The organism is Moritella sp. JT01 (assembly GCF_001574435.1).
Classification (GTDB): Bacteria; Pseudomonadota; Gammaproteobacteria; order Enterobacterales; family Moritellaceae; genus Moritella.
This window is the reverse complement of record NZ_LOCN01000003.1, coordinates 181-24,805: the sequence shown is the minus strand read 5'-3', so window position 1 is coordinate 24,805 and position 24,625 is coordinate 181. Positions and strand designations below refer to the sequence as shown.

General features: G+C 40.8%; 17 protein-coding genes and 2 tRNA genes. 2 read left to right on the top strand and 17 right to left on the bottom strand.

Annotated features, from left to right (window positions below; genetic code table 11):
• Nucleotides 1-10 precede the first annotated feature (10 nt).
• From AKG98_RS02880 to AKG98_RS02845, 8 genes are all read right to left on the bottom strand, one after another.
• Complete coding sequence (locus tag AKG98_RS02880) at nucleotides 11-1,681, bottom strand: GGDEF domain-containing protein (RefSeq protein WP_228140191.1); 1,671 nt, start codon at nucleotides 1,679-1,681, stop codon at nucleotides 11-13.
• A 227-nt stretch (nucleotides 1,682-1,908) separates the two neighbouring features.
• Nucleotides 1,909-3,579 (bottom strand): energy-dependent translational throttle protein EttA, encoded by a 1,671-nt coding sequence (ettA, locus tag AKG98_RS02875; RefSeq protein ID WP_067041134.1) that lies wholly within the window; start codon nucleotides 3,577-3,579, stop codon nucleotides 1,909-1,911.
• Between the two features lie 170 nt (nucleotides 3,580-3,749).
• Complete coding sequence (gene deoD / locus AKG98_RS02870; RefSeq protein ID WP_067041132.1) at nucleotides 3,750-4,463, bottom strand: purine-nucleoside phosphorylase; 714 nt, start codon at nucleotides 4,461-4,463, stop codon at nucleotides 3,750-3,752.
• An 88-nt stretch (nucleotides 4,464-4,551) separates the two neighbouring features.
• Nucleotides 4,552-5,766, bottom strand: a complete 1,215-nt coding sequence (locus AKG98_RS02865) for a phosphopentomutase (protein ID WP_067041130.1) — start codon at nucleotides 5,764-5,766, stop codon at nucleotides 4,552-4,554.
• Between the two features lie 62 nt (nucleotides 5,767-5,828).
• Entirely contained in the window at nucleotides 5,829-7,160 is a 1,332-nt protein-coding gene (gene deoA, locus AKG98_RS02860; protein WP_067041129.1) for a thymidine phosphorylase, read from the bottom strand.
• A 181-nt stretch (nucleotides 7,161-7,341) separates the two neighbouring features.
• The gene (gene deoC, locus AKG98_RS02855) at nucleotides 7,342-8,130 is read right to left on the bottom strand and encodes a deoxyribose-phosphate aldolase (RefSeq protein ID WP_067041126.1); all 789 of its coding nucleotides are present in this window, start codon (nucleotides 8,128-8,130) and stop codon (nucleotides 7,342-7,344) included.
• A gap of 664 nt (nucleotides 8,131-8,794) precedes the next feature.
• A complete protein-coding gene (locus AKG98_RS02850; RefSeq protein ID WP_067041124.1) occupies nucleotides 8,795-10,018 on the bottom strand; it encodes a NupC/NupG family nucleoside CNT transporter in 1,224 nt (407 codons plus the stop codon).
• A 219-nt stretch (nucleotides 10,019-10,237) separates the two neighbouring features.
• Nucleotides 10,238-11,005: a TatD family hydrolase gene (locus tag AKG98_RS02845; RefSeq protein WP_067041121.1), complete on the bottom strand. Its 768-nt coding sequence runs from the start codon at nucleotides 11,003-11,005 to the stop codon at nucleotides 10,238-10,240.
• Nucleotides 11,006-11,126: 121 nt separating this feature from the next.
• Here AKG98_RS02845 and AKG98_RS02840 point away from each other — a divergent pair, with 121 nt between their 5' ends.
• Entirely contained in the window at nucleotides 11,127-12,158 is a 1,032-nt protein-coding gene (locus AKG98_RS02840; RefSeq protein ID WP_067041118.1) for a GGDEF domain-containing protein, read from the top strand.
• A gap of 80 nt (nucleotides 12,159-12,238) precedes the next feature.
• Here AKG98_RS02840 and AKG98_RS02835 read toward each other — a convergent pair whose 3' ends face one another.
• From AKG98_RS02835 to dauA, 4 genes are all read right to left on the bottom strand, one after another.
• Nucleotides 12,239-14,305 carry a S9 family peptidase gene (locus AKG98_RS02835; protein WP_067041115.1) on the bottom strand — a complete coding sequence of 689 codons (2,067 nt, stop codon included), beginning with the start codon at nucleotides 14,303-14,305 and terminating at the stop codon, nucleotides 12,239-12,241.
• A 218-nt stretch (nucleotides 14,306-14,523) separates the two neighbouring features.
• On the bottom strand, nucleotides 14,524-16,398 hold the full coding sequence (locus AKG98_RS02830; RefSeq protein ID WP_067041112.1) for a DEAD/DEAH box helicase: 1,875 nt from the start codon (nucleotides 16,396-16,398) through the stop codon (nucleotides 14,524-14,526).
• Nucleotides 16,399-16,742: 344 nt separating this feature from the next.
• Nucleotides 16,743-18,329, bottom strand: coding sequence for a peptide chain release factor 3 (gene prfC / locus AKG98_RS02825; RefSeq protein ID WP_067041109.1), 1,587 nt, complete (start codon nucleotides 18,327-18,329; stop codon nucleotides 16,743-16,745).
• 80 nt (nucleotides 18,330-18,409) lie between these two features.
• Nucleotides 18,410-20,134, bottom strand: a complete 1,725-nt coding sequence (gene dauA, locus AKG98_RS02820; protein WP_067041107.1) for a C4-dicarboxylic acid transporter DauA — start codon at nucleotides 20,132-20,134, stop codon at nucleotides 18,410-18,412.
• Nucleotides 20,135-20,450: 316 nt separating this feature from the next.
• Here dauA and AKG98_RS02815 point away from each other — a divergent pair, with 316 nt between their 5' ends.
• Complete coding sequence (locus AKG98_RS02815) at nucleotides 20,451-21,368, top strand: manganese-dependent inorganic pyrophosphatase (RefSeq protein ID WP_067041105.1); 918 nt, start codon at nucleotides 20,451-20,453, stop codon at nucleotides 21,366-21,368.
• Nucleotides 21,369-21,477: 109 nt separating this feature from the next.
• On the opposite strand, the gene AKG98_RS02810 is transcribed toward AKG98_RS02815, so the two are convergent.
• From AKG98_RS02810 to AKG98_RS02790, 5 genes are all read right to left on the bottom strand, one after another.
• Nucleotides 21,478-23,265 carry a long-chain fatty acid--CoA ligase gene (locus AKG98_RS02810; RefSeq protein WP_067041102.1) on the bottom strand — a complete coding sequence of 596 codons (1,788 nt, stop codon included), beginning with the start codon at nucleotides 23,263-23,265 and terminating at the stop codon, nucleotides 21,478-21,480.
• A gap of 132 nt (nucleotides 23,266-23,397) precedes the next feature.
• A complete protein-coding gene (gene rimI / locus AKG98_RS02805; RefSeq protein ID WP_067041099.1) occupies nucleotides 23,398-23,838 on the bottom strand; it encodes a ribosomal protein S18-alanine N-acetyltransferase in 441 nt (146 codons plus the stop codon).
• A 10-nt stretch (nucleotides 23,839-23,848) separates the two neighbouring features.
• Nucleotides 23,849-24,250: a DNA polymerase III subunit psi gene (locus tag AKG98_RS02800; RefSeq protein WP_067041096.1), complete on the bottom strand. Its 402-nt coding sequence runs from the start codon at nucleotides 24,248-24,250 to the stop codon at nucleotides 23,849-23,851.
• Nucleotides 24,251-24,284: 34 nt separating this feature from the next.
• A tRNA-Trp gene (locus tag AKG98_RS02795) sits at nucleotides 24,285-24,360 on the bottom strand.
• Nucleotides 24,361-24,437: 77 nt separating this feature from the next.
• Nucleotides 24,438-24,513: transfer RNA gene (locus tag AKG98_RS02790), tRNA-Trp, on the bottom strand.
• Between the last annotated feature and the right edge of the window lie 112 nt (nucleotides 24,514-24,625).

Below are 24,625 nucleotides of genomic sequence, written 5' to 3'. Positions count from 1 at the left end.
TAAGTGCCACTTAACAGACTATTTGCTTTCTTTTTTGATGATGCTCACTTTTTATTTCGTACATCTGGTTATCTGCACCTGTCAATAGCTCATCAGCGCTCATATCGTGCTGATAAACGTTATAACCAATGCTAATGCCGATAGATACATTACACACAGATAAGGCGAATGATTGTAATAAAGTACGTTCGATTTGTTCACTTAGTTGACCTGCATAGCGGAGATTAGAGTTTGTCAGTAAAACCACAAATTCATCCCCGCCTAACCGCGTTAATAACTCGCCTGGCGCGCCGAGTAAACGTGACATACGCTGCGCAGCGGCAATAAGTAGTTCATCTCCTGCCGCATGCCCATAGCGGTCGTTGACTAACTTAAAGCGGTCCAGATCCATGAACAATAATACCGGTGTTATCTTGCCTTTTTTAGCCAGCGGCAGAATATGTTCAAGTGTCTCCATCAGCTGCGCCCGGTTTGCTAGCCCAGTTAAGTTATCATGCATCGCTGCATACCGAACCTGTTGCTCGGCACGCCTTCTTTCCAGTACTTCGCGTTTTAACCTTTGGTTGATGATTAACAAATAAAATAACCACAAACCATTAAATAATAACGCCACGACGATAACTTTGACCCAAACGCCCCACACTTGCCAGTCTATTTTGGCGCGGGGCGGCGTATAAATAAACTGACTAAAATCACTGCCTTGTGAAATAAAATTAAGATCAATAAGTTGCTGTTGAATATCAACAAGATGCTGGCGATTAATATACCCCAAGGGCACAAAATCAGGCAAAATGTAATCCCGCATAGTGATTAACTGATATTTAAATTGATTACGTAATACATCCAAAGCAGCCGACGGTAACGGTTGATTCAACGCCACCAATACATCAAGCGTTTCTTCGGTATGTGTTAATGCGTATTCCCATCCCTGTAACACCGCCGTCCGTACTGCAGCGACACGTTCGGGGTTTAAGCTTGCTTCTGTTACGCTGGTAAATAAGAAGCCACTGTAAAAATCGATACCATAATCTTTTGGCATAAAAATAATCGGTTCCACGCCCTGACGTACGGCGTTATAGGGGCCACGGGTTAAATTAATGCTGAGGGCGTCAAATTGATTGTTTACTAAAGTCGTAATATCACGTGTGACCGAAGGGGATAAGATATTAATTGAATGAATATGCTGTTTACGTAATAAACTGAGCACTTCAATATCTTTAAATTCAGGTAGTAACAGCACCCGCTTATCATTTAAATCGGCTAACTTATTCATGCCTTTGTTTTTTAATACTAATAAAGCACTCGGAGAGTGTTGAAATATGGCAGCAATGGCAACGAGTGCCCGGCCATTGGCTTTTGCAATCAATACATCCGCATTCGTCACCCCGTATTCGGCCTCTCCTTGATCGACAGCTTGGCTGATTGATTGATGAGAACGCATCGAAATTAAGTCAGCATTAAAACCCTGCGCACTGAAAAACCCCTTATGCTGCGCCATATAGTAACCCGCAGATTGAACTATCGACGTAGGCGGCAATAAAATACGAACATGCTCGGTTTTATATTCAGCTCGTACTGTAAAAGTGCCAATACTGAAAGATAAGGTGAGGGTGATGAAAATAGCGTATTTAATAAAAGTCACAGGGAATAAAACAATCCATTGTTTATGTTGTGTCGCCATTCTGCCAAGTTGTTAAATCGAAATCAAAATTTCATCACAAACACTGAACGAACAACAACTTATTCTCCATTTCAAATCAGAGCAATAACCACATCTCATCGTGATTTAAAGATAAAGCCATTATACACAGTGAATAAAACAAGCAAAAAAAAGCCCGTAATATCATAATTACAGGCTTTTACTCTTAATTCACATTTGTCGTTATTTCGTCAAAGATGACGGCAAGATTAACTAATGCGTTTGTATTTAATACGGTGCGGTTGTGTCGCCTCTGGCCCTAAGGTTTTCTTCAACCAGCCTTCGTAATCTGTGTAGTTACCTTCGTAGAAGTTCACTTTACCTTCATCACGGTAATCTAAGATATGCGTCGCGATACGATCAAGGAACCAACGGTCATGGGAAATAACCATCGCACAACCTGGGAACTCGAGAATTGCTTCTTCAAGTGCACGTAATGTCTCGATATCCAAGTCATTGGTTGGCTCATCCAGCAGTAATACGTTACCACCAGCTTGTAGCAATTTAGCTAAGTGTAAACGACCACGTTCACCACCCGACAGGTGACCAACACGTTTCTGCTGGTCGGTACCTTTAAAGTTAAAACGGCTGCAATAAGCACGCGATGGCATTTCAAAGTTACCGATCTTGATGATATCAAGGCCGTCTGACAATTCTTGCCACACTGTGTTCTCGCCGTTCATGTGATCACGGAACTGATCAACACTGGCAATTTGCACTGATTCACCGATTGAGATAGACCCCGAGTCTGGTGATTCAGTGCCATCTAGCATTTTGAATAACGTTGATTTACCTGCACCATTGGGACCGATAATACCGACGATTGCGCCTTTTGGCATAGAGAATGATAAGTCGTCAATTAATACGCGACCATCATAGGCTTTACCTAGGTTTTCAACTTCAATTACCTTGTCGCCTAAACGCTCACCCGGTGGGATAAACAGTTCATTGGTTTCGTTACGACGTTGGTAATCTGATTGGTTAAGCTCTTCAAAACGCGCCATACGTGCTTTACTTTTCGCTTGGCGGCCTTTCGGATTTGAACGTACCCATTCTAATTCTTTTTCAATCGACTTTTTGCGTGCGCTTTCTTTTGATGACTCTTGTGCCAAACGCTCATCTTTTTGTTCTAACCAAGACGAGTAGTTACCTTCCCATGGAATACCTTCACCACGGTCAAGCTCTAAGATCCAACCGGCTACATTATCAAGGAAATATCTATCATGCGTAATAGCAACAACAGTGCCTTCATAGTCGTGTAGGTAGCGTTCTAACCAAGCCACAGATTCTGCATCCAAATGGTTAGTTGGTTCGTCAAGTAGTAGCATGTCTGGTTTTTCAAGTAACAAACGACAGATAGCAACACGGCGACGTTCACCACCCGATAGGAGTTTAATTTTTTTGTCCCATTCAGGTAAACGTAATGCATCCGCAGCACGCTCTAGTTGGTTTTCGATGTTGTGACCATCGTGTGCTTGAATAATAGCTTCAAACTTTTCTTGTTTCTTCGCTAGCTTATCAAAATCCGCATCCGGTTCGGCATAATCAGCATACACTTGGTCAAGACCAGCCATTGCATCTTTCAATTCTGAAATCGCTTCTTCAACAACTTCACGTACTGTTTTTTCTAGATCTAGAACGGGTTCTTGCGGTAAGTAACCAATTTTAGTACCCGCTAATGGACGCGCTTCACCTTCGAAGTCTTGATCTACGCCAGCCATGATACGTAATAAGCTTGATTTACCAGAGCCGTTTAGACCCAATACGCCGATCTTAGCGCCTGGATAGAAACTGAGTGAGATATCTTTAAGAATATGACGCTTCGGTGGCACAATTTTGCCAACACGATGCATCGAATAAATAAACTGAGGACCAGCCATTATGTTCTCTTTTAACAAGGAATAAGGAATGTGGGATAAGTGTAAACCTTGCATGCTGTTGATACAAGCGTTCATCAATATCACACGAGTGAGAGTACTCATAGTAGGATATTACAGATAAAAAATGCCCACCAATTTGCATTAGCGGGCATTATCAATAAAACTAGGTATTAGTCTTCGATTAACACAGACTCTAATGCCATGATGATCATGTCATTGAATGTTAATTGACGTTCTTCAGCCGTTGTAACTTCACCAGTACGGATGTGATCAGATACAGTACAGATACAAATAGCATTTGCGCCGAATTCAGCAGCAACGCCGTATAGACCAGCAGCTTCCATTTCTACACCTAATATCCCCAATTTTTCCATTGTATCAAATGATTCAGGCTTTGGTGTGTAGAATAAATCGGCGGTGAAAATGTTGCCAACTTTCACATCAATATTACATGCTTTAGCTGCACGTGTTACTTTACTTAATAACTCCCATGATGCGATAGCCGCAAAATCATAACCATCAAAACGTGCGCGATTAACCCCAGAATCAGTCGATGCCCCCATGCCGATCACAACATCACGTACTTTAACGTCAGTGCTAATCGCACCACAGCTACCAATACGGATCAGATTTTTAACACCGAATTCTGTAATTAGCTCTTTTGCATAGATAGAGCAAGACGGAACGCCCATTCCAGAAGCCATAACAGAAATACGTTTACCTTTGTAAGTGCCCGTGAAACCTAACATGTTACGCACGTCATTCACTTGCTTTATATCTTCTAAGAATGTTTCTGCGATGTATTTAGCGCGTAGTGGATCACCTGGGAATAATACCGTTTCAGCGAAATCACCTTTTTCTGCATTAATATGTGGAGTTGCCATTATAGTTACCTTTTGTGTTTTGGTTATACTCAGCATTCTTAGCTGAGTACTTTTATTTATGAAATAGTGTATTTATAAACATTATTATTTATAAAAAACTTTTACCGTAATCAAGCTTAGGTAAACCGTGATACGCCGCAATTGACTGACCAATATCAGCAAATGTGTCACGTAAACCCAGCGGACCTTTTGGTACATTTTGACCATAAAAGATGACTGGAATATGTTCACGGGTATGATCTGTACCCGGAGCCGTTGGATCACAACCATGATCGGCAGTTAATACCACAATATCGTCTTCGCCGAGGATCTCAAGTAACTCAGGTAAACGCGTATCGAAGTACTCTAGCCCTTTGGCATAACCAGCTACGTCGCGACGGTGACCCCAAGATGAGTCAAAATCAACGAAATTAGTGAATACGATCGTTTGATCACCCGCTTGTTTTACTTGCTCTAACGTCAGATCAAATAATGCTTCAAGGCCCGTTGCTTTCACTTTTTTAGTAATGCCTTGGTGTGCATAAATGTCGGCAATTTTACCCACACTTACCACTTCACCACCAGCCTCAACCATACGGTCAAGTAAGGTTGGCGCTGGCGGTAATACCGAATAATCACGGCGATTACCAGTACGCGCAAAATCACTCTTATCAGCCCCAATAAATGGACGCGCAATAACACGGCCAATGTTGTACGGTTCTAATAATTCACGTGCTAATTCACATAACTTAAGTAAACGTTCAAGACCAAAGGTCTCTTCGTGACAAGCAATTTGGAATACACTGTCTGCCGAGGTATAGAAAATTGGTTTACCCGATGCCATGTGCTCAGCACCCAACAAATCTAAGATCTCAGTACCTGAAGAATGGCAGTTACCTAAATAACCCGGTAAGTTTGCTTGTTCTACTAACTGATCCAGTAATTCTTGTGGGAAACTGTTTTCGGTATCCGAGAAATAACCCCAATCAAACAACACAGGTACACCTGCGATCTCCCAATGACCACTTGGCGTGTCTTTACCACTTGAGATCTCTTGTGCGTAACCGTATGCACCAATAACCTCTGCGCTTTCATCTAAGCCTGCAGGAAATGAACCCACACTATCCCCGCAAGCATGCGCAAGACCCAGTTTGGTTAAATTAGGGATATGTAATGGGCCTTCACGACCCTCATCCGCTTTTCCTTCGGCACACCATTGAGCTATGTGACCAAACGTGTTGCTGCCTACATCACCAAATTTATCAGCATCGGCAGAAGCACCAATACCCAATGAATCCAACATTAATATAATTGTACGTTTCATCATTCTGACCTATTTTTATTATCTATTTTTAACTATGCTCTACATTAAATATTAACTAATTGTTAAACATCTGAAAGTCTAATTTGTTGATAAACATCGGCACTTGCAGCAGGCTGCATGTCACCGATATGAATCGATTTCAAGATCTCTGCTTGTGCAGCTTCAAACTGTGCGTCACTACGAGCATGCACCATAGCAACTGGTGTTTGTGCATCTAACTGCTGACCCAGCGCAGCAATATCAGATAAGCCAACAGCATAATCGATTTGATCTGTCGCCACACGGCGACCACCACCCATAGCAACAACCGCCATGCCAAAACCACGGGTATCCATCTCAGTTAAATAGCCACTTTGTGCTGCATATACTGGACGAATAATCTCGACTTTTGGTAAGTGTAGGTCATAGTTGTCAACAAAATCAGTTGGACCACCTAAACCTGAAACCATAGTGCCAAATAATTCTGCCGCTTTGCCATTATCTAATACTGCTTGTAATTTATTACGTGCATCATCTACGTCTGTCGCTAGATTTGCTGACAATAACATTTCCACACAGAGTGCCATTGTGACAGCGAATAAACGTGGGTGACGGTATTCGCCCGTTAAGAAACGCACTGCTTCACGCACTTCCACTGCATTACCAGCACTGCTTGCCAATACTTGGTTCATATCTGTGATTAAAGCCGATGTTTTACAACCTGCACCATTGGCAACTGAAACAATACTTTTAGCCAGTTCTACTGATTGCTCATGAGTCGGCATGAACGCACCACTACCCGATTTTACATCCATCACTAATGCATCAAGACCAGCAGCCAGTTTCTTCGATAATATAGAAGCCGTGATCAACGAGATAGACTCTACTGTCGCGGTAATATCACGAATACCGTAGAAACGTTTATCCGCAGGTGCTAGATTTGCTGATTGACCAACAATCGCGACGCCACTGGTTTTTACCACTTGGCGAAATAGCGCATTATCAACCGTTGTTTGGTAACCAGGGATCGCATCTAATTTATCGAGTGTACCGCCGGTATGACCCAGGCCTCGACCTGAAATCATCGGAACAAAACCACCACAAGCCGCAACCATAGGACCAAGCATCAGTGAAATGACATCACCGACACCACCCGTTGAATGCTTATCGACGATTGGGCCATTAAGTTGCATTGCATCCCAACTCAATACGTCACCTGAATCTCGCATTGCTGATGTGATCGCAATACGTTCATCCATGTTCATGTCATTAAAATAAGTCGCCATTGCAAATGCAGCGATCTGTCCTTCCGAAATGCTGTTATCAACAATACCATTAACAAAATGTTCAATTTCAGCACGACTTAATATTTCGCCATTACGTTTACGACGAATAATCTCTTGCGGTATAAACATAACTACCTATTCCTTAAATAAGAAAAAGCTACTCCTTAAAATGGGAAGTGCTTCGTTAAATACAGAAAGTTAGGATCGAATAAGCACGTGGTATATTGATTAAGCCATCTCACATTTGGTCTTAATCAATACAGCACACTTTGTTTGGGGATATTGCTTTATCGAACCCGGAACGAGATAGTTAGTAACCGCTGCTATCAGCTGCTTTCTCTACTGATGAGATCTCAACTAACTCAAGCTCAGCTAATAAGTTAGCAAGCAGGCTTGAAGCACCGAAACGGAATTTGGCTGGAGAGACCCAGTCTTGACCTAGAATTGATTCTGCTAATGCAAGGTATTCACCTGCTTGCTCAGCATTTTTAACACCACCCGCGGGTTTGAAACCAACATCGGTGTTTTTCTCACTGATCACAGTAAGCATGATCTTCGCGGATTCGAGTGTTGCATTCACAGGCACTTTACCTGTTGATGTTTTAATGAAGTCTGCACCTGCATCAATCGAGATCTCACTCGCTTGACGAATCAGTGCTTCAGTCTTAAGTTCGCCAGTCTCAACGATAACTTTAAGTTGTACGTTGGCAGGACAAGCTGCTTTACATGCTTTCACAAGCTCAAAACCAACTTCCGCATTTCCGGCCATTAGTGCGCGGTATGGGAATACTACGTCCACTTCATCTGCGCCGTATGCTACAGCCGCTTTCGTTTCAGCAACCGCGATAGCAACATCATCGTTACCGTGTGGGAAGTTTGTTACTGTTGCAATTTTTACCGTTTCAGCACCAATTGCATTCAACGTTTTACGTGCGATAGGAATAAAACGAGGATAGATGCAAACAGCAGCCGTATTACCTGCCGCGCTTTTTGCTTTGTGACACAGTTCAATTACTTTCGCATCTGTATCATCATCATTAAGCGTCGTTAAGTCCATCATGTTTAATGCACGTTGCGCCGCTACTTTAAAGTTACTCATATTAAGTCTCCAAACTTATTTAAATTTTATAAAAACAGTGAAACCAGAGCAATTACACTAATTGCTGACTGCAGCTACTCAAGGATGACTTTAATAAAGAAGTGTTTACCTTAAGCTAAGGACCTAAAGTAAATAGATGACGTATAACGATTAACATTTTCTATCAATATAAGTATTAATATATGTATTAATCTAACTATCGACATAACTATCTTTAAGATAAATATCCATGAAGAATAACTATGCGGACTTGGTTCCGTGAAGACTTGATATGACTATCAATTAATATCCCTATAACCGCGCTAATACAGCTTCCCCCAACCTTTAGTTAAGGTTAAAAAGACAAGCTATATTGAACGAAAAACACCAAAAGTACATCATGTACGATCAGTTAAATTACATCACTAAATTTACGCTAAGTGACAAAGAAATCAAGAAATAAATGCCATCATAACCGACCTACTTCTCACTACGAGCAAATAAACTACAATAAAACAATATATTAAATGTATGACTATGTAAGCTCGTTATTTTATCGAATAATGAATTATTGCGTTGCTGGTTTTTCAGGCAAAAAAATACCCCCAAACCGTTAATCAATACAGTTTGAGGGTATATATTCGTTATCCCACTGCTATAAAAACAGAGGAAGAACGAGGTTATATTAAGCGAGGAATAGACCCGCTAATGCAGCACTCATTAAGTTAGCAAGAGAAGCAGCAAGTACCGCTTTTAGACCCATGCTTGCAATGTCTGCACGGCGTGTTGGTGCTAAGCTACCTAAACCACCAAGTAAGATGGCGATAGATGAGAAGTTAGCAAAACCACATAATGCAAATGAGATGATGATTTGTGTATGATCAGATAGCTCGTTGTTTTTAATGTAGTTAACGAAATCTAAGAAAGCAACAAATTCATTTACAACCAGCTTTTGACCAATGAAGCTACCGGCAGTAATCGCTTCGTGCCATGGCACACCAATAACGAATGCAAGTGGAGAGAAAATCCAACCCAAGATCATTTGGATTGTTAGTTCAGGCATATCGAACCAAGCACCGATACCACCTGTGATACCGTTTGCTAATGCAATTAGACCCACGAATGCAATTAACATTGCACCAACGTTAAGCGCAAGCATCATACCTGACGATGCACCCGCAGCGGCTGCGTCTAGTACGTTCGCTGGTTTTTCCTCTTCGCTATCATCAAGATCATCAAGTGTGATTTTTGGTGTTTCTGTTTCTGGTTTAATGATTTTAGCCATTAATAGACCACCCGGAGCCGCCATAAATGACGCAGCAACCAAGTACTCAATCTTAATACCAAGACCCGCATAACCCGCCAGTACTGAACCCGCGATAGAAGCAAGACCACCAACCATTACCGCAAATAGCTCTGATTTAGTCATTGATTTAATGAACGGACGCACAACAAGTGGCGCTTCAGTTTGACCAACAAAGATATTTGCAGTTGCAGAAAGTGATTCAGAACGACTGGTACCTAATAACTTCTGTAAGCCACCACCGATAAAGTTAATTACCACGCTCATTACACCTATATAGTATAAAACAGCGATTAATGATGAGAAGAAAACGATTACTGGTAATACGTTAAACGCAAAGATGAAACCAAGTTTGAATTTCGCTAAGTCACCAAATAAGAATTGAATACCTTCATTACCATAAGCAATTACGTTTGCGACACCAGTAGAGAGACCTTGCAGTAACTCTTTACCTGGAGGAAAATATAAAATGAAGGCACCAACGGCAACCTGGATAGCAAATGCGCCACCGACAGTACGAAGGTTAATTGCTTTTCTGTTATCAGATAACAGAACCGCTAGACCGAGTAGGACAAATATGCCTACAATACCCATTACAAAATTCATCAGGAATAATCTCCAAGTTTCGCTTCAGAAGTGTTTTTGTTTATTTACGTCATAACCAAAATAGTCAATTAAAGTGTAATGAATAGTAAATTTACAATTTAATCATTGATTATAACAATCGGCGAGATTATAACTGTTATTAGCCACTTGTTAAGTGCTTGAGATCAGACCTCTCAAAATAGTTTCAAAAAAGTTGATTTATTTCCAGAAAGATTAAATTTAAGACAAAAACAGTTCGGTAAACGAACGAATGTTGGTTTTGGCAATTAATTCGTCCGGCTCTTGCCGTAGTTGTGTAAGCGTCTGTAACACTTCTGTAATGTTAACCGGCTCATTACGCTGCCCTTGATAACCACATATAGGCATATCCGGCGAGTCCGTTTCTAACAATAACGAGGCTAAGGGCAACTCGCTCACCGCTTGTCTGGTTTTTACTGCTCTTGGATATGTAATCACCCCTCCAATACCTAATTTAAACCCAAGTTTTATATATTGTATTCCCAATTGACTGCTGCCACTAAAGCCGTGGAGTACGCCACCACGGGGTAATTTCACCAGTTGTAATAACTGAATCAATTCGTTGTGGGCTTTACGGCAATGTAAAATAACCGGTAAATCATAGTGTTTAGCGAGCAATAATTGTTGCTTACAAATCTGCAATTGTTGTTCGAACGGAAAATCGACCGCTTTATCAAGCCCAAACTCGCCGACAGCAACAATGCCTTTTCCTGCCGCTAAATGTTCATCAAGTAATTGCAAATGGCTATCATCAAAATCGGCCAGAAAATACGGATGAATACCTAACGCTGGATAAACCCCCTCATGCTGATTGGCCAGCGCCAATACTGCCTGCCAATTTTGAGCGCCAATACCTGGCACTAAGAAACGTTTAACGCCCTTATCTCTCGCTCGATTTAATACCGCCATCAAATCAGTATTAAAATCAACAAAGTCTAAATGGCAATGGCTATCGATGAGTTCTATCACTAAATACGTCGCCTTTTTGATTGTTCACCCAAACAGTGAAATAAAGAGATAGTGTAACTTGCTGCATAATTTGATTTAATAGCGGGGTTATCATCAATTAAGAACCTTTATGGAACCGTGCATGTCTAAAAAACTCTTTGCTCTATCTGCTCAATATTTAAAAAAAGCCATGCCGCTGATGATCCAGTATCAAATCCCAACAACGCCAACAAACTACGCGCTGTGGTATCACTATGTTTCAGATAATAATAGTGCATTACAAAAACATCTCGATGATAAAATTGCCCAACACGGTACTTGTACCCCAGCGGCGAGTGAAGAACTGTATCAGCGCTTTATTGTTGATAAGCGTGAGCAAGAAATTACTCAATTACGTATCGAACTTGATTCGATGACCAATGAATTGAGCAGCTCACTACACGATACACTCAATGATACCAACGAATTTGATCGGATGTTGAATAAATGTTTGAACGAATTATCAAGTGTTGAAGAAGATGGCTTTTCGATTGAAAAAACATTATCCGCGGTGCGGGAACTGGTCAAAGAGTCTCACGATGTGCGTTCGTCAACGCGTCATTTCAAAAGCCAATTGCAAGAAGCACAAGCCGAAATTGCACAGTTACGTGAAACATTATTAGAAACACAGCATGATGCTATGCATGACAGCTTAACAGGCCTACTCAACCGCCGGGTATTTAGTAAAGAAATTGAAACCTTTTGCAGTAACCCAAGTTTAAACCGTACTTTTTCAATCTTAATGGTCGATATTGATAACTTCAAAACCTTTAATGATGATTTTGGCCACCAACTCGGTGATCAAGTATTAAAAGCCATTGCGAAACGTATCTCAGATAGCTGTCAAGAAGGTGAACAAGTATTCCGTTATGGTGGCGAAGAATTTGTACTGATCTTACCAAACAAAAACTTCACTATTGCGCGTCAGAATGCGGAATCAATTCGCCGCGCCATTGAGCGCCTGAGTATTCGTGATAAGCGTTCTGGTAAAGTGATTGATAACATTACCATATCGATTGGCGTGAGTGAAAATAAACCCCGAGATACCAGCCATGATATTTTGACCCGCGCTGATCTACAATTGTATGAAGCAAAACGTCTTGGCCGCAATCGAGTAATGCCTATGCCACGCTAGTGACATATCCTGATTTGATAATAAAGAGCAAGTATCCTAGCCTACAATATATAGCTTAGATCACTTGCTCTTTATTTATTTTACAGCGCTGTACACTTTGCCAAATCAAGCATGAAAGCATATTCTTTAGCGGTATCATGGTAATGCTGAAAACGTCCAGATTTACCGCCGTGCCCGGTTTCCATATCCGTATGTAGTAACAATACGTTCGCATCTGTTTTTAATTCACGCAATTTAGCAACCCACTTTGCAGGTTCCCAATATTGCACTTGTGAATCATGTAACCCAGTCGTCACCAATAAATTCGGATAAGCTTGTGCTGTCACTTGATCATAAGGGCTATACGACAGCATATAATGATAAAACTCGGCGTCGTTCGGATTACCCCACTCGTCATACTCACCGGTTGTCAGGGGAATAGATTCATCAAGCATGGTACTAACGACATCAACAAATGGAACAGCAGCAACTACACCATGGTATAACTCAGGCGCAATATTAATCACAGTGCCCATCAATAAACCGCCTGCAGAACCACCCATAGCATAAACACGTTTAGGATCAGCATAACCTTGTTCGACTAAACCTCTGGTTACTGCTGTGAAATCCGTAAAGGTATTCATTTTATTGAGTAGCTTACCATCTTCATACCAATGACGACCTAATTCTTCACCACCACGAATATGCGCAATGGCATAAACAAAACCACGATCAAGTAAAGTTAATAGCGATGCGCTAAAGTAAGGGTCGATACTCGAACCATAAGAACCATAAGCATATTGCAATATTGGATTAACATTGCGCTTCGAAAACAGCGCCGTTTTATATACTAAGGACACCGGGATCTTAACGCCATCTTCAGCAACAATCCAAACGCGTTCACTCTGGTAATCTTGTGCACAGAAATCACCAACAACGGTTTGCTGTTTTAATATTTCACGTTCACCACTATCTAGATTTAATTGATACGTTGAGGTTGGTGTTGTTAAACTCGAGTAGCCATAACGTAATTTATCGGTATCAGGATCCGGATTTGTGCCAAGCCATGCCGTATAGGTTGGATCGTCAAATTTAATGATGATATCGGCCTTTGTCTGCCAATTAATTTGTCTTAAAAACGTTAAACCTTGCTCACGCTCTTCAACAACGAGCCAATCACGGAACAGCTCATAACTTTCTAATAACACCTGCTCACGCGCTGGAATAATTGTTTTCCATTGTTGCGTATCGGCGATTGTCGCTAATGTAGCTGACATCAATGCAAAGTTTTTACCGGTTTTGTTACTGCGAATATAAAACTGCTGACGATAATGATCAACGCTATATTCATGACCACGTTCGCGACCAAGCAATAGCGTAAACGCTTCTGTCGGCTTATCCGCAGGTAATGCATGTACTTCAGACGTCATGGTGCTGCTTAATGACAACATGATGTAATCATCAGAGGTCGATTTATAAATGTCAGTGTAAAAAGTATCGTCCAACTCTTCATAAACCAGTACATCAGTGCTGATGTCGGTACCAAGTTCATGGCGATAAACTTGATAAGGCAATAATGTGGTTGGGTGTTTTTTTACATAGAACAGCGTTTTACTGTCATTTGCCCACACCACAGATTCGGTATCTTCAATTTCTTCAGGATACGTTTCGCCAGTATCTAGGTTGAGAAAACGCAAACGATATTGACGTCGACTAACCGTATCTTCAGAAAAAGCCAATACCTGATGATTTGGACTTATCGCTAATTCACCGAGCTGATAGTACTGATGATCTTTAGCACGTTCATTCGCATCGAGTAATACCAGCCACTCGGCATCGGTATTATCCTTGCGCCAGCTATACACTGGATATTCCTTACCTTCCGAAAAACGGGTTTGATACCAATAGCCTTTCTTCAAATAAGGCACTGATGCATCTTCTTGTTTTACCCGCGCGACCATTTCATCATAAAGTTCGGTTTGTAATGAGGCTAATGGCGATAAAACCGCTTTCGTATAGTTATTTTCTTGTTCTAAATAGTTTAAAACTTGTTTGTTTTTACGTTCATCGTCACGCAGCCAAAAATAGTCGTCTTGACGAGTATGCTGATGAATGGTCATTGAGTGCGCTTGCTTCATCGCAACTGGCGCAGTGGTAGAGAGATCCATTTTCACAAGAAGAAATCCTATAAATTAATTGAAGAGATGTGACTTATTTACTTATACCTAAGTATTGGTGCCTAAGTATTGGTGCCTAAGTACTCATTACATTAGACAAACAATTATTTATGCAATGTGATGAGTATTAATATCCCAGATGCAAAAAAGGAGCGCAAGCGCTCCTTTTCATATATTTAACTATTAACGATTAATTGTTAACGAGTTAATTAGTCACGACGTGGACGACGTGGACGACGTTCTTCGCCACCAGTAGATTCACGACGTTCGCCACCACCAGTAGAATCACGGCGTTGACCACGATGTCCGCGATCATTGTCACGTGCTGGACGATCGTTACTACGTGGCGCGCTGCTGCGTTCTTGACGACCTTCAGCTGCAACACCTTCAAGTTTGCTCATGCGTAATGCTTTGTTACAAACATAAACTTGTTGTAGTTGTTGTAACTGCTCGCTTGGCATACCTTTTGGTAATTCAATTGTTGAGTAGTCATCATGTAGACGGATACCACCGATGTTACGGCTGTTGATATTCGCTTCATTCGCAATAGCGCCAACAATGTTCTTAACTTGAACACCATCACTACGACCAACTTCAATACGGAAAACTTCCATTTCTGCAGCTGGACGACGCTCACCACGTTCACCACGTTCAGGACGGTCACCACGATCACGGCGGTCGCCACGGTCGTTGCGATCACGGCCACGATCACCACGGTCATCATCACGGAAGCTACGTTCACGACGTGGTGCTTCAGGTGGTAATACTAATGGTTTTTCTTTCTGAGCCATGAATAATAACGCAGATGCAAGATCTAATTCGCTAAGTTCTAACTCTTCAGAAAGTTGACCAACTAAGTTTTTGTAGAAATCTAGGTTTTCGTCACCAGAAGAAAGCGCAGATAACTGATCACGGAATGATGAAATACGTTTTTTCGTCACATCATCACGTGAAGGTAGATCCATCATCGTTAATGGCTGACGTGTAGCACGTTCGATCGCTTTTAATAAACGACGTTCGCGTGGTGCAGCAAATAAGATTGCAGTACCTTTACGTCCAGCACGGCCTGTACGACCAATACGGTGAACGTATGATTCTGTATCAGTTGGGATATCGTAGTTAATTACTAGGTCAATACGAGGAACGTCTAGACCACGTGCCGCAACGTCAGTTGCGATAACGATATCTAACTGGCCACTTTTCAAACGGCTTACAGTGCGTTCACGCATTGCTTGGTTTAAATCGCCGTTTAGTGCTGCAGCAGAGTAACCGCGAGCTTCTAATTTCTCAGCAAGTTCAACAGTCATTGTCTTAGTACGAGCAAAGATGATCACACCATCGTAATCTTCAGTTTCAAGAATACGTGTTAGGCCGTCAAGTTTTGCTTGTAAACCACCAATGATTAAACATTTTTGTTCAATGTTTTCAACAGTTGATGTTTTAGTTGCAATTTTAACCGAAGTTGGGTCAGTCATAAAACGTTTCGTAATACGACGAATTTCTTCAGGCATAGTTGCAGAGAATAACGCCATTTGACGTTTTTCAGGTGTTTTAGACAGAATTGATTCAACATCATCAATAAAGCCCATACGTAGCATTTCATCAGCTTCATCAAGTACTAACGCTTTAATACCAGAAAGATCAAGCGTACCACGGTTAATGTGATCAATCACACGGCCAGGAGTACCAACAATCACTTGTGGGTTGCGTTTAAGTGCTTTTAGCTGAATCGGGTAGCTTTGACCACCGTAGATAGGTAGCACATGGAATCCACGCATATGACGTGAATATGCTTGAAATGCTTCAGCAACTTGAATCGCTAATTCACGAGTTGGTGCTAGCACCAATATCTGTGGTTTAGTCAATGCAATATCAATGTTACTTAATAATGGTAATGCAAACGCAGCAGTTTTACCCGTACCAGTCTGTGCCATACCTAGCACATCACCACCGTTCTGTAGTAACGGAATACATTCAGCTTGAATTGGTGTAGGAGTTTCATAACCTAGATCATTCAACACTTGTAAAATTGGTTCAGGTAAATTTAAATCAGTAAATTGTACTACGGGTGATGTATCAGACATTCACGGGCCTCAGGTAGACGGGTCTTTGAATAAAGCTATATCAATTATAGCTCCACATATTGTATTTCGTGCGCAAAATTAGTGGTCTTTTGCTCAAACTCTTTTAAGAGCGAAGCCACATAAAAAGGCCGACGTAGTATACTACAGTTAAAAATTAAAATCCGAATTTATGCGACCTAAATCACATAAAAAGTAAAAACTTCTAACTGTTAAAAAATAACAAATTAAAATCAATAGCTTAAAACTTGGTAATGAAAGCGAGTTAAGATTATAAAATGTGACAAAAAATAAATCTCACCTCCAAAGAGGTAAGATTTATTACTAAATCCAGTGACATTTTTCGCTTAGTGCTCGCGAGTCTCACGGAAAATAATATCAGGATAACGCTCTTGTGCAAGGCGTAAATTAACCATAGTCGGGGCAATATACGTTAAGTTATTACCACCATCTAATGCTATATTGTCCCACGCTTTCTTCTTGAATTCTTCTAGCTTACGCGGATCTTTACAGTCAACCCAACGTGCAGTCGCAACACTGATGCCTTCATAGATTGCATCTACTTTATATTCAGTACGTAAACGATGCACAACCACGTCAAACTGTAGCACACCAACTGCGCCTACGATCAAATCGTTAGAGCGTTGAGGACGGAACACCTGCACGGCACCTTCTTCAGATAACTGAATCAACCCTTTTTGCAATTGCTTTTGCTTTAGTGGATCTTTCAAACGAATACGGCGAAACATTTCAGGTGCAAAGTTAGGGATACCCGTAAATTTCAATAATTCACCTTGGGTAAAAGTATCACCAATTTGGATCGTACCATGGTTATGTAAACCAATAATATCACCCGGGTATGCTTCTTCAGTTTGAGTACGATCACCCGCCATAAAGGTAACGGCATCGGAAATGCTGACTTCTTTATTTAAACGTACATGCTTCATTTTCATGCCTTTGCTGTATTTGCCAGAGCAAACACGCATGAAAGCAATACGATCTCGATGTTTTGGGTCCATATTAGCTTGGATCTTAAAAATGAAACCAGAGAAGTTATCTTCATTTGGCGCGACAGTACGTAGATCTGTTACACGTGATTGCGGCTTGGGTGCCCATTCAGTTAAACCATCAAGTACATGATCAACACCAAAGTTACCAAGTGCTGTACCAAAGTATACTGGTGTTAGTTCACCCGCCATGAATAAATCATAATCGAATTTATTCGCTGCGCCTTCAACAAGCTCCATCTCTTCACGCAATTGCTCAGCATAATCGCCAAGCGCTTCGTCAACGTCTGGGTTGTTAATACCTTTAATTACACGACTGTCTTGGATCATATGACCCTGACCACTGTTATATATGATCACTTCGTCACGTAAAATGTGGTAAACACCTTTTAGTTCTTTACCCATGCCAATCGGCCAAGTAATGGGTGCACATGCAATTTTTAATACTTCTTCAACTTCATCCATTAAGTCAATTGGATCGCGAATATCACGGTCAATTTTATTCATGAAGGTAATAATTGGCGTATCACGTAGACGTGTTACTTCCATTAATTTTACAGTACGTGTTTCAACACCTTTAGCGGAGTCAATTACCATTAGGCAAGAATCCACAGCGGTTAGCGTACGATAAGTATCTTCCGAGAAATCTTCATGTCCAGGCGTATCAAGTAAGTTGATCAGGCAGTCACGGTATGGAAACTGCATTACCGATGTTGTTACCGAGATACCACGTTCTTTTTCCATTTCCATCCAGTCAGATTTAGCATGCTGACCTGATTTTTTACCTTTCACAGTACCGGCTTTTTGTAATGCGTTCCCGAATAATAATACTTTTTCGGTGATTGTTGTTTTACCGGCATCGGGATGCGAGATAATCGCAAAAGTACGTCTTTTCGACACCTCTTGCTCAAGAATGCTATTTGACATGAATGAGTCTTCTCATTGGGTTAAATCTAATGAGCGCTATTTTCGCTGAAATTACGATGAGACACAAGGAAGACCTGCAATTAATAGTTCGCTATATCACGTAATGCTTCATGCAATGTCGGGCTAAAAGAGGTCACGCCACCAATAGGCTTCACGCCTGCTCTCGCCAAGGTTTTTAAGGGTTGGAATTGCAGATCACAAAATATCACTTGAGTGTTGTAGATCTTACACTGATTAACAAATTGATCCATTGCTGCGAGTCCGCCAGCATCAAGTAACGGCACACCATCAAGGTAAAGAACTAAACCATCAACTTCCGTGGTTTTAACCGCTAATTCTGAAAAAACACGATCCGCAGCAGCAAAAAATAATGGCCCATTAATTTTAAATACGCGCCAACCAGCTGGAATATCGGCCGCTACGATGCGTTTATTATCGGTAATATCAGTCACTTTAACCATTTCAGCTATTTCTTTCATGAACAATACGGCCGCCAACAAAATACCCGCAGTAATAGCCAAAACCATATCGAACAGTATAGTAAACGAAAAACAAATAGCAAAAACCCAAAGATCACTTTTCGGCGCAGTCTTTAATAAATGTAATACTTTGCCCGCTTCACTCATATTCCAAGCGACAACTAATAATAACACCGCCATCGAAGGCATAGGTAAATAAGCTAATAATGGTGCAAATAACACTAAACTCGCCAACACAACTAAACCATGGATAACGGCTGATATCGGTGTTTGCGCGCCGGCTTTAACATTCGCAGCAGAACGTGCAATCGCCGCTGTTGCGGTAATACCACCAAAAAATGGCACCACGATATTACCAATACCTTGGCCGAGTAATTCACTATTTGCACTATGACGTTTACCTGTTATGCCATCAAGTACCACTGCACACAATAATGATTCAATCGCCCCTAACATGGCAATCGCAAACGCAGCAGGTAATAAATCAGACAGTAACGTCCAACTTAATACTAACGCTTGACCATTCGCTCCCGCTTGTAACCAAGGCCACTCGAAAGTAGGTAAGTAAGGCGGGATCCCTGCACCTTGACTGCCATCAGGCAATAAGTAATGAAAACGACTACCAATAGTCGCAATTTCCATTCCCATATTATTTAATACAAGTGCGAATAAACTGCCAAAAATAACGGCAGGTAGGTGTGCGGGAATAACGGTTTTAAATTTCGGCCAAATTAACATTATAACAAGCGTAAATATGGCAACCGTAAAACTGGGTAAGTGTAACTCAGGTAATGCACTCACTAATGATGCAAGTTTATCCCAATAGTGCTCAGGCAAGGTCTCAATCGATAGACCCAAAATATCGTTGAACTGTAATGTCGCAATTACGACAGCGATACCACCAGTAAAACCTAAGGTCACCGCTTCTGGGATATATTCAATAAAGCGGCCAAGACGTAATATCGCCATTATCACCAAGATCAATCCAGACATTATCGTCGCTAATAATAAGCCGCCAAAACCATATTGCTGAACAATTGGATACAAAATAACAACAAAAGCAGCGGTAGGACCTGAAATACTGTAGCGACTACCACCCGATATCGCAATAACAATGCCACCAATAATCGCAGTGTAAAGGCCATATTGAGGGGCTACACCACTGGCAATAGCAAGTGCCATCGCTAAGGGAATGGCAATAATACCAACGGTAATACCCGCTAATAAATCTTTTCCGAATTTAGTCGAGTCATAACCAGTGCGGTTAATCGACTCACGTAGTGCATGCGCAATACGTAACGAAAAAAGATGAGCCCTTTGCTGCATTCTATTGCCTTAAACTGTTAATTAGATCACGCAATTATAATCTTCTTTACAGCAGATACAATCAAGGTCACATCATTTATCAACAAAAAAGTTGTTAGCTTGATTCATATCAGAATTACCGACTAATTATCTTAATTTGCAGCTATGATCACATTAAAAATCCAATGTATACTTAAATAGTGAATAATAAGCGGTCTCGAACGCGGTATGACAAAGGTAAATAATGCAGTGATTAAGCGGATTAGGTTGCACAGCTTAACCGAGATCACTATTATGTTCATTAATCCATAAACCTATAATTAATTTGGAAGCAATGATGTTAGTACTAGGACACACAAACCCTGATTGTGACAGCTTAGCAGGCTCAATCTCTCTATCTGCATTTTTAACAAAACGCGATGGCAAAACAGCAACACCAATTATGCAAGGCGAACCGAATGCAGAAGGTCTTTTCCTGCTTGAACAAGCTGGACTAGCGTGCCCTGAAATACGTACATCAATTGCTGGTGAAGAAGTTTGGATCATTGATTACTCAGATTTCAACCAAGCACCAAAAGATGCGCGCCAAGCTACAATCCGCGGTATTGTCGATCACCACAAACTGGGTGACGTCGAAACTGACGAACAACTTGAAGCATGGATCTGGCCTTGTGGCTGTTCAAACACGATTGTTTATAGCATGTATAAGATCCACAACATCGAAATCGATCAGAAAGTAGCAGTGATGATGCTAGGTGCGATCTTAAGTGACACAGTACACTTCAACTCGCCAACATGTACGCAAATCGATATCGATGCAGCACACGAACTTGCTAAAATCGCTGGTATTGATGATATTGATGCATTCGTTACAGCACAATTTGCAGCGAAATCCGATATTGCAGCAGTGCCTTCTGAAGAACTAATCTTACGTGATCTTAAAGTTTATACCATTGGCAAAAAAGACTTCTCAATTGCACAAATTGAGATCACTAATGTTGACTCTGCACTAGCACGTAAAGAAGAACTACAAGCTGAGCTCGTTAAATACAAAGCTGAACACGGTTACCACACTGCATTAGTATTACTGACTGATATTACCAACCTAAACTCTATCGCTTTAATCGAAAGTGAAGAAGGTGAGTTAGTAGCAGAAACGCTAGGTGGTACATTCGTCGGTGAACTTATCGATCTACCCAATGTTGTAAGCCGTAAAAAACAAGTATTACCACCATTACAGGCTAAATTTAAGTAAGTCTTAATCGACCACTTATTATTTATAGTAAAAAACTGCTAGTATAAAGCTGTAAATGTGAATGCAAAAAGGGAGCTAATTAGCTCCCTTTTCTATTCATACAGAGCAATTATTTTTTATCGCTCTTATACATTTCATCAATCTCTTTCTTATATTCACTTTCAATCACTTTACGACGTAATTTCAGTGTCGGGGTTATCTCACCTTTTTTCATACAGAATTCACGACTAAGAAGTTTGAATTTTTTCACTTTTTCAAAGCTAGCTAACTCACTTTGTAAATCTTGCACTCGTTTCTCAAACATAGTGACAATATGACTATGCCGTAACAGTTCTGCTTTACTTGAGAATTTCAGGTTTATCGAGTTTGCATATTCTTCTAAAGCGTCAAATGATGGCACGATTAACGCGCTTACAAAATGGCGAGAATCCGCAACAATTGCGACTTGATCAATAAAGTGGTCTTTATTTAAGGTGCCTTCAACCAACTGCGGTGCGATATATTTACCATTCGATGTTTTCATTAGCTCTTTAATACGCTCAGTCATCACGACTTCACCATTCGCTAATATTTTACCCGCATCGCCGGTTTTCAACCAACCATCAATAAAGTTCTTTTCGGTTTCCTCAGGCATTTTGTAATAGCCCTTCATGATCGTATCACCACGCACTAATATTTCGTTATCAGCACCGATTTTCACTTCCATATCTGGCAGTGGTAGACCAATAGAACCAAAATCATAGCCGGTACCACGATGACAGCATACTGTCGCCGTTGTCTCTGTCATACCGTAACCAGCTTGCAGTTCAATTCCGATTGATTGGAAAAAAATATTGATGTCAGGATCAACTTTCGCACCGCCACAAGGTAAAAAACGTGTGTTACCACCAAGAATACCGCGCAATTTAGAAAAAATAAGCTTATCAGCGAGTTTATGCTGAATCGATAATACTAATGGTGGCTTCTGATTACTGTGAATAAGCTTGAAATGTGCTAAACCAACTTTAGTCGCCCAGCCAAACAACGCTTTTTTCACTGCAGATGCTGATTCTAATCGACTATGAATGGTACTGTATATTTTTTCATATAAGCGCGGTACAGCGACAAATAGCGTAGGTTTAACTTCTGCGATAACATCAATAATCAGTTTGGGATTTTCGAGATGCACATTTTTCGCACCACAATGCATCAGGTAAAAAGACCAACTACGCTCAAGCACATGGCTTAATGGTAAGAATGCAATTGAGGTATCGGTTTCCGAAACATCAATCATTTTATCATGACTACTGAATGCGGCTGCAAAGTTAGTGTAATCTAACATCACGCCTTTTGGCTGTCCTGTCGTACCCGACGTATAAATAAGGGTAACTAAGTCATCCATACTCGCATCAGTAAGTCGCTGTTTAAACTCAGCGTCAGCGGCTCCATTACCTTGCTGAATAAACTCAGAGAAGTACATCGTATTCGATGTGCCTTTTAAATCAATGGCATCCGTCAGCGCAACAACCAGCTTTAAGTCATTGCTTATTAACAGCTCAAGCGCTTTATCAAACTGCTCTTGTCCGCCAACGAATAAATAATCGATATCGGCATTATTAATAATATAGCGCGTTTGCTCTGTGGTATTAGTTGGATAAATAGGAACCGTAACACAACGTGCAGCTAGAATACCTAAATCAGCAAAACTCCACTCAGGGCGATTATTTGCAAAGATACCAACTTTAGTTTGAACGTCACAACCCAAAAATAGTAATGCTTTCGCAACGCGGTCCGAGTTATCAAGTAGCTCAGACCAAGTAATATCTTGCCATTCACCGTTTTCTTGGAAGCGAATTGCCGTAGTGGCTTTACGTGCTGCAAATTTAGATCTAAAACTGTTTACTAAGTGTTGGGTCATTAGTTACTCTGATTATCCATAAATAGAATTAACGCATAATATGTCACGGATAATAATCATTAATCAGGAATAAGTATACAAACAATAGGCTTCCCCGATGGTAAAAACAAGAAAGAATCACCCTGTCTTGTTTTAGACAATGTAGCACATCATAATGGCATCTTCTCTACCTGTTGCCGCAGGGTAATAGCCAAAACGACGATCTACTTCATTAAAACCAATATTTAAATACAACTGATAAGCTGCATTATTCGACTCACGAACTTCTAACCATAACTGAAACAGATCTTGCTGTTGGCATTGTTGGATAAGATGATTAATAAGTAGCTTGCCGTAACCCTTGCCTTGATGTGCAGGAGCAACCGCAATATTGAGCAAACTTCCTTCTCCAGCGACTTGACTCGCAAAGTAATAACCTAAAATTTGCTCATCTTTTATCAATACAAAATTAAAGTATCGAGCGCCGAAGTTACTGGCTAAGACTTTATCCGACCAAGGAAATGCATGGCTCGCAGTTTCAATTTTTTGGATTAAAGGTAAATGTTCAGGTGTTAGCGGAATGATTTTTGGCATTAAAGACTCGTTATTGCATATAACTGACGATTTGTTGCCAAAGCTGCTTTTTCGCTTGAGCAGAATGCAACAGTACATCTAAATGTGGTGATGATAGTTGCTGTTTTGCAGCAAGATTTGATTGTTTACAACCGATAGTCCAAATCCATTTTGGCGTTTGGTAATAATACTTTAACTCATCTTCAGTAATGATATGGCTTTGATTAAGTTCAAGCTGTAATGTACGCAAGATTTGTTTGATAAATTGATTATGTGGTGTAAGTTTATCATTGGCGATAATCAGAATTTGGCAATGTTTCGGTAATGGTTTTTTTTCAGCTTGGCTAGCAAGATGAGGAAACTGCTCAGGTTTATGACATTGCCATAATGTGATACCCATTTGCTGCAAGTAATAACGTGAAAAATTACTCATTGGATAACCATATCTGAAGATTTACAGAAGAAAGTGGCAGGGGTGGAGAGATTCGAACTCCCATCACGCGGATTTGGAATCCGCTGCTCTGCCGTTGGAGCTACACCCCTACAAGATGAACAGGATTATAACTTAATTTATCATTAAAGTTAAATCTGTTTCTTAGATTTGATAGTACTTATAAAATTGGCAGGGGTGGAGAGATTCGAACTCCCATCACGCGGATTTGGAATCCGCTGCTCTGCCGTTGGAGCTACACCCCTATTACTCTTTACCCAAGACTTCGTCTTGAATATCTATCCAAAGCGAGGCTTTGAATAAAATTTGGCGCTTGGCGATGCCCTACTCTCACATGGGGAGACCCCACACTACCAT

What these genes read in the sequence shown, in the direction of transcription:
- AKG98_RS02840 (WP_067041118.1), top strand. Translation starts at nt 11,127, where the DNA reads ATGTCTAAAAAACTCTTTGCTCTATCTGCTCAATATTTAAAAAAAGCC.
- deoA (WP_067041129.1), bottom strand. Translation starts at nt 7,160, where the DNA reads ATGTTTATACCGCAAGAGATTATTCGTCGTAAACGTAATGGCGAAATA.
- AKG98_RS02800 (WP_067041096.1), bottom strand. Translation starts at nt 24,250, where the DNA reads ATGAGTAATTTTTCACGTTATTACTTGCAGCAAATGGGTATCACATTA.
- AKG98_RS02865 (WP_067041130.1), bottom strand. Translation starts at nt 5,766, where the DNA reads ATGAAACGTACAATTATATTAATGTTGGATTCATTGGGTATTGGTGCT.
- prfC (WP_067041109.1), bottom strand. Translation starts at nt 18,329, where the DNA reads ATGTCAAATAGCATTCTTGAGCAAGAGGTGTCGAAAAGACGTACTTTT.
- AKG98_RS02810 (WP_067041102.1), bottom strand. Translation starts at nt 23,265, where the DNA reads ATGACCCAACACTTAGTAAACAGTTTTAGATCTAAATTTGCAGCACGT.
- AKG98_RS02835 (WP_067041115.1), bottom strand. Translation starts at nt 14,305, where the DNA reads ATGGATCTCTCTACCACTGCGCCAGTTGCGATGAAGCAAGCGCACTCA.
- rimI (WP_067041099.1), bottom strand. Translation starts at nt 23,838, where the DNA reads ATGCCAAAAATCATTCCGCTAACACCTGAACATTTACCTTTAATCCAA.
- AKG98_RS02850 (WP_067041124.1), bottom strand. Translation starts at nt 10,018, where the DNA reads ATGAATTTTGTAATGGGTATTGTAGGCATATTTGTCCTACTCGGTCTA.
- deoC (WP_067041126.1), bottom strand. Translation starts at nt 8,130, where the DNA reads ATGAGTAACTTTAAAGTAGCGGCGCAACGTGCATTAAACATGATGGAC.
- AKG98_RS02880 (WP_228140191.1), bottom strand. Translation starts at nt 1,681, where the DNA reads ATGGCGACACAACATAAACAATGGATTGTTTTATTCCCTGTGACTTTT.
- deoD (WP_067041132.1), bottom strand. Translation starts at nt 4,463, where the DNA reads ATGGCAACTCCACATATTAATGCAGAAAAAGGTGATTTCGCTGAAACG.
- AKG98_RS02830 (WP_067041112.1), bottom strand. Translation starts at nt 16,398, where the DNA reads ATGTCTGATACATCACCCGTAGTACAATTTACTGATTTAAATTTACCT.
- ettA (WP_067041134.1), bottom strand. Translation starts at nt 3,579, where the DNA reads ATGGCTGGTCCTCAGTTTATTTATTCGATGCATCGTGTTGGCAAAATT.
- dauA (WP_067041107.1), bottom strand. Translation starts at nt 20,134, where the DNA reads ATGCAGCAAAGGGCTCATCTTTTTTCGTTACGTATTGCGCATGCACTA.
- AKG98_RS02815 (WP_067041105.1), top strand. Translation starts at nt 20,451, where the DNA reads ATGTTAGTACTAGGACACACAAACCCTGATTGTGACAGCTTAGCAGGC.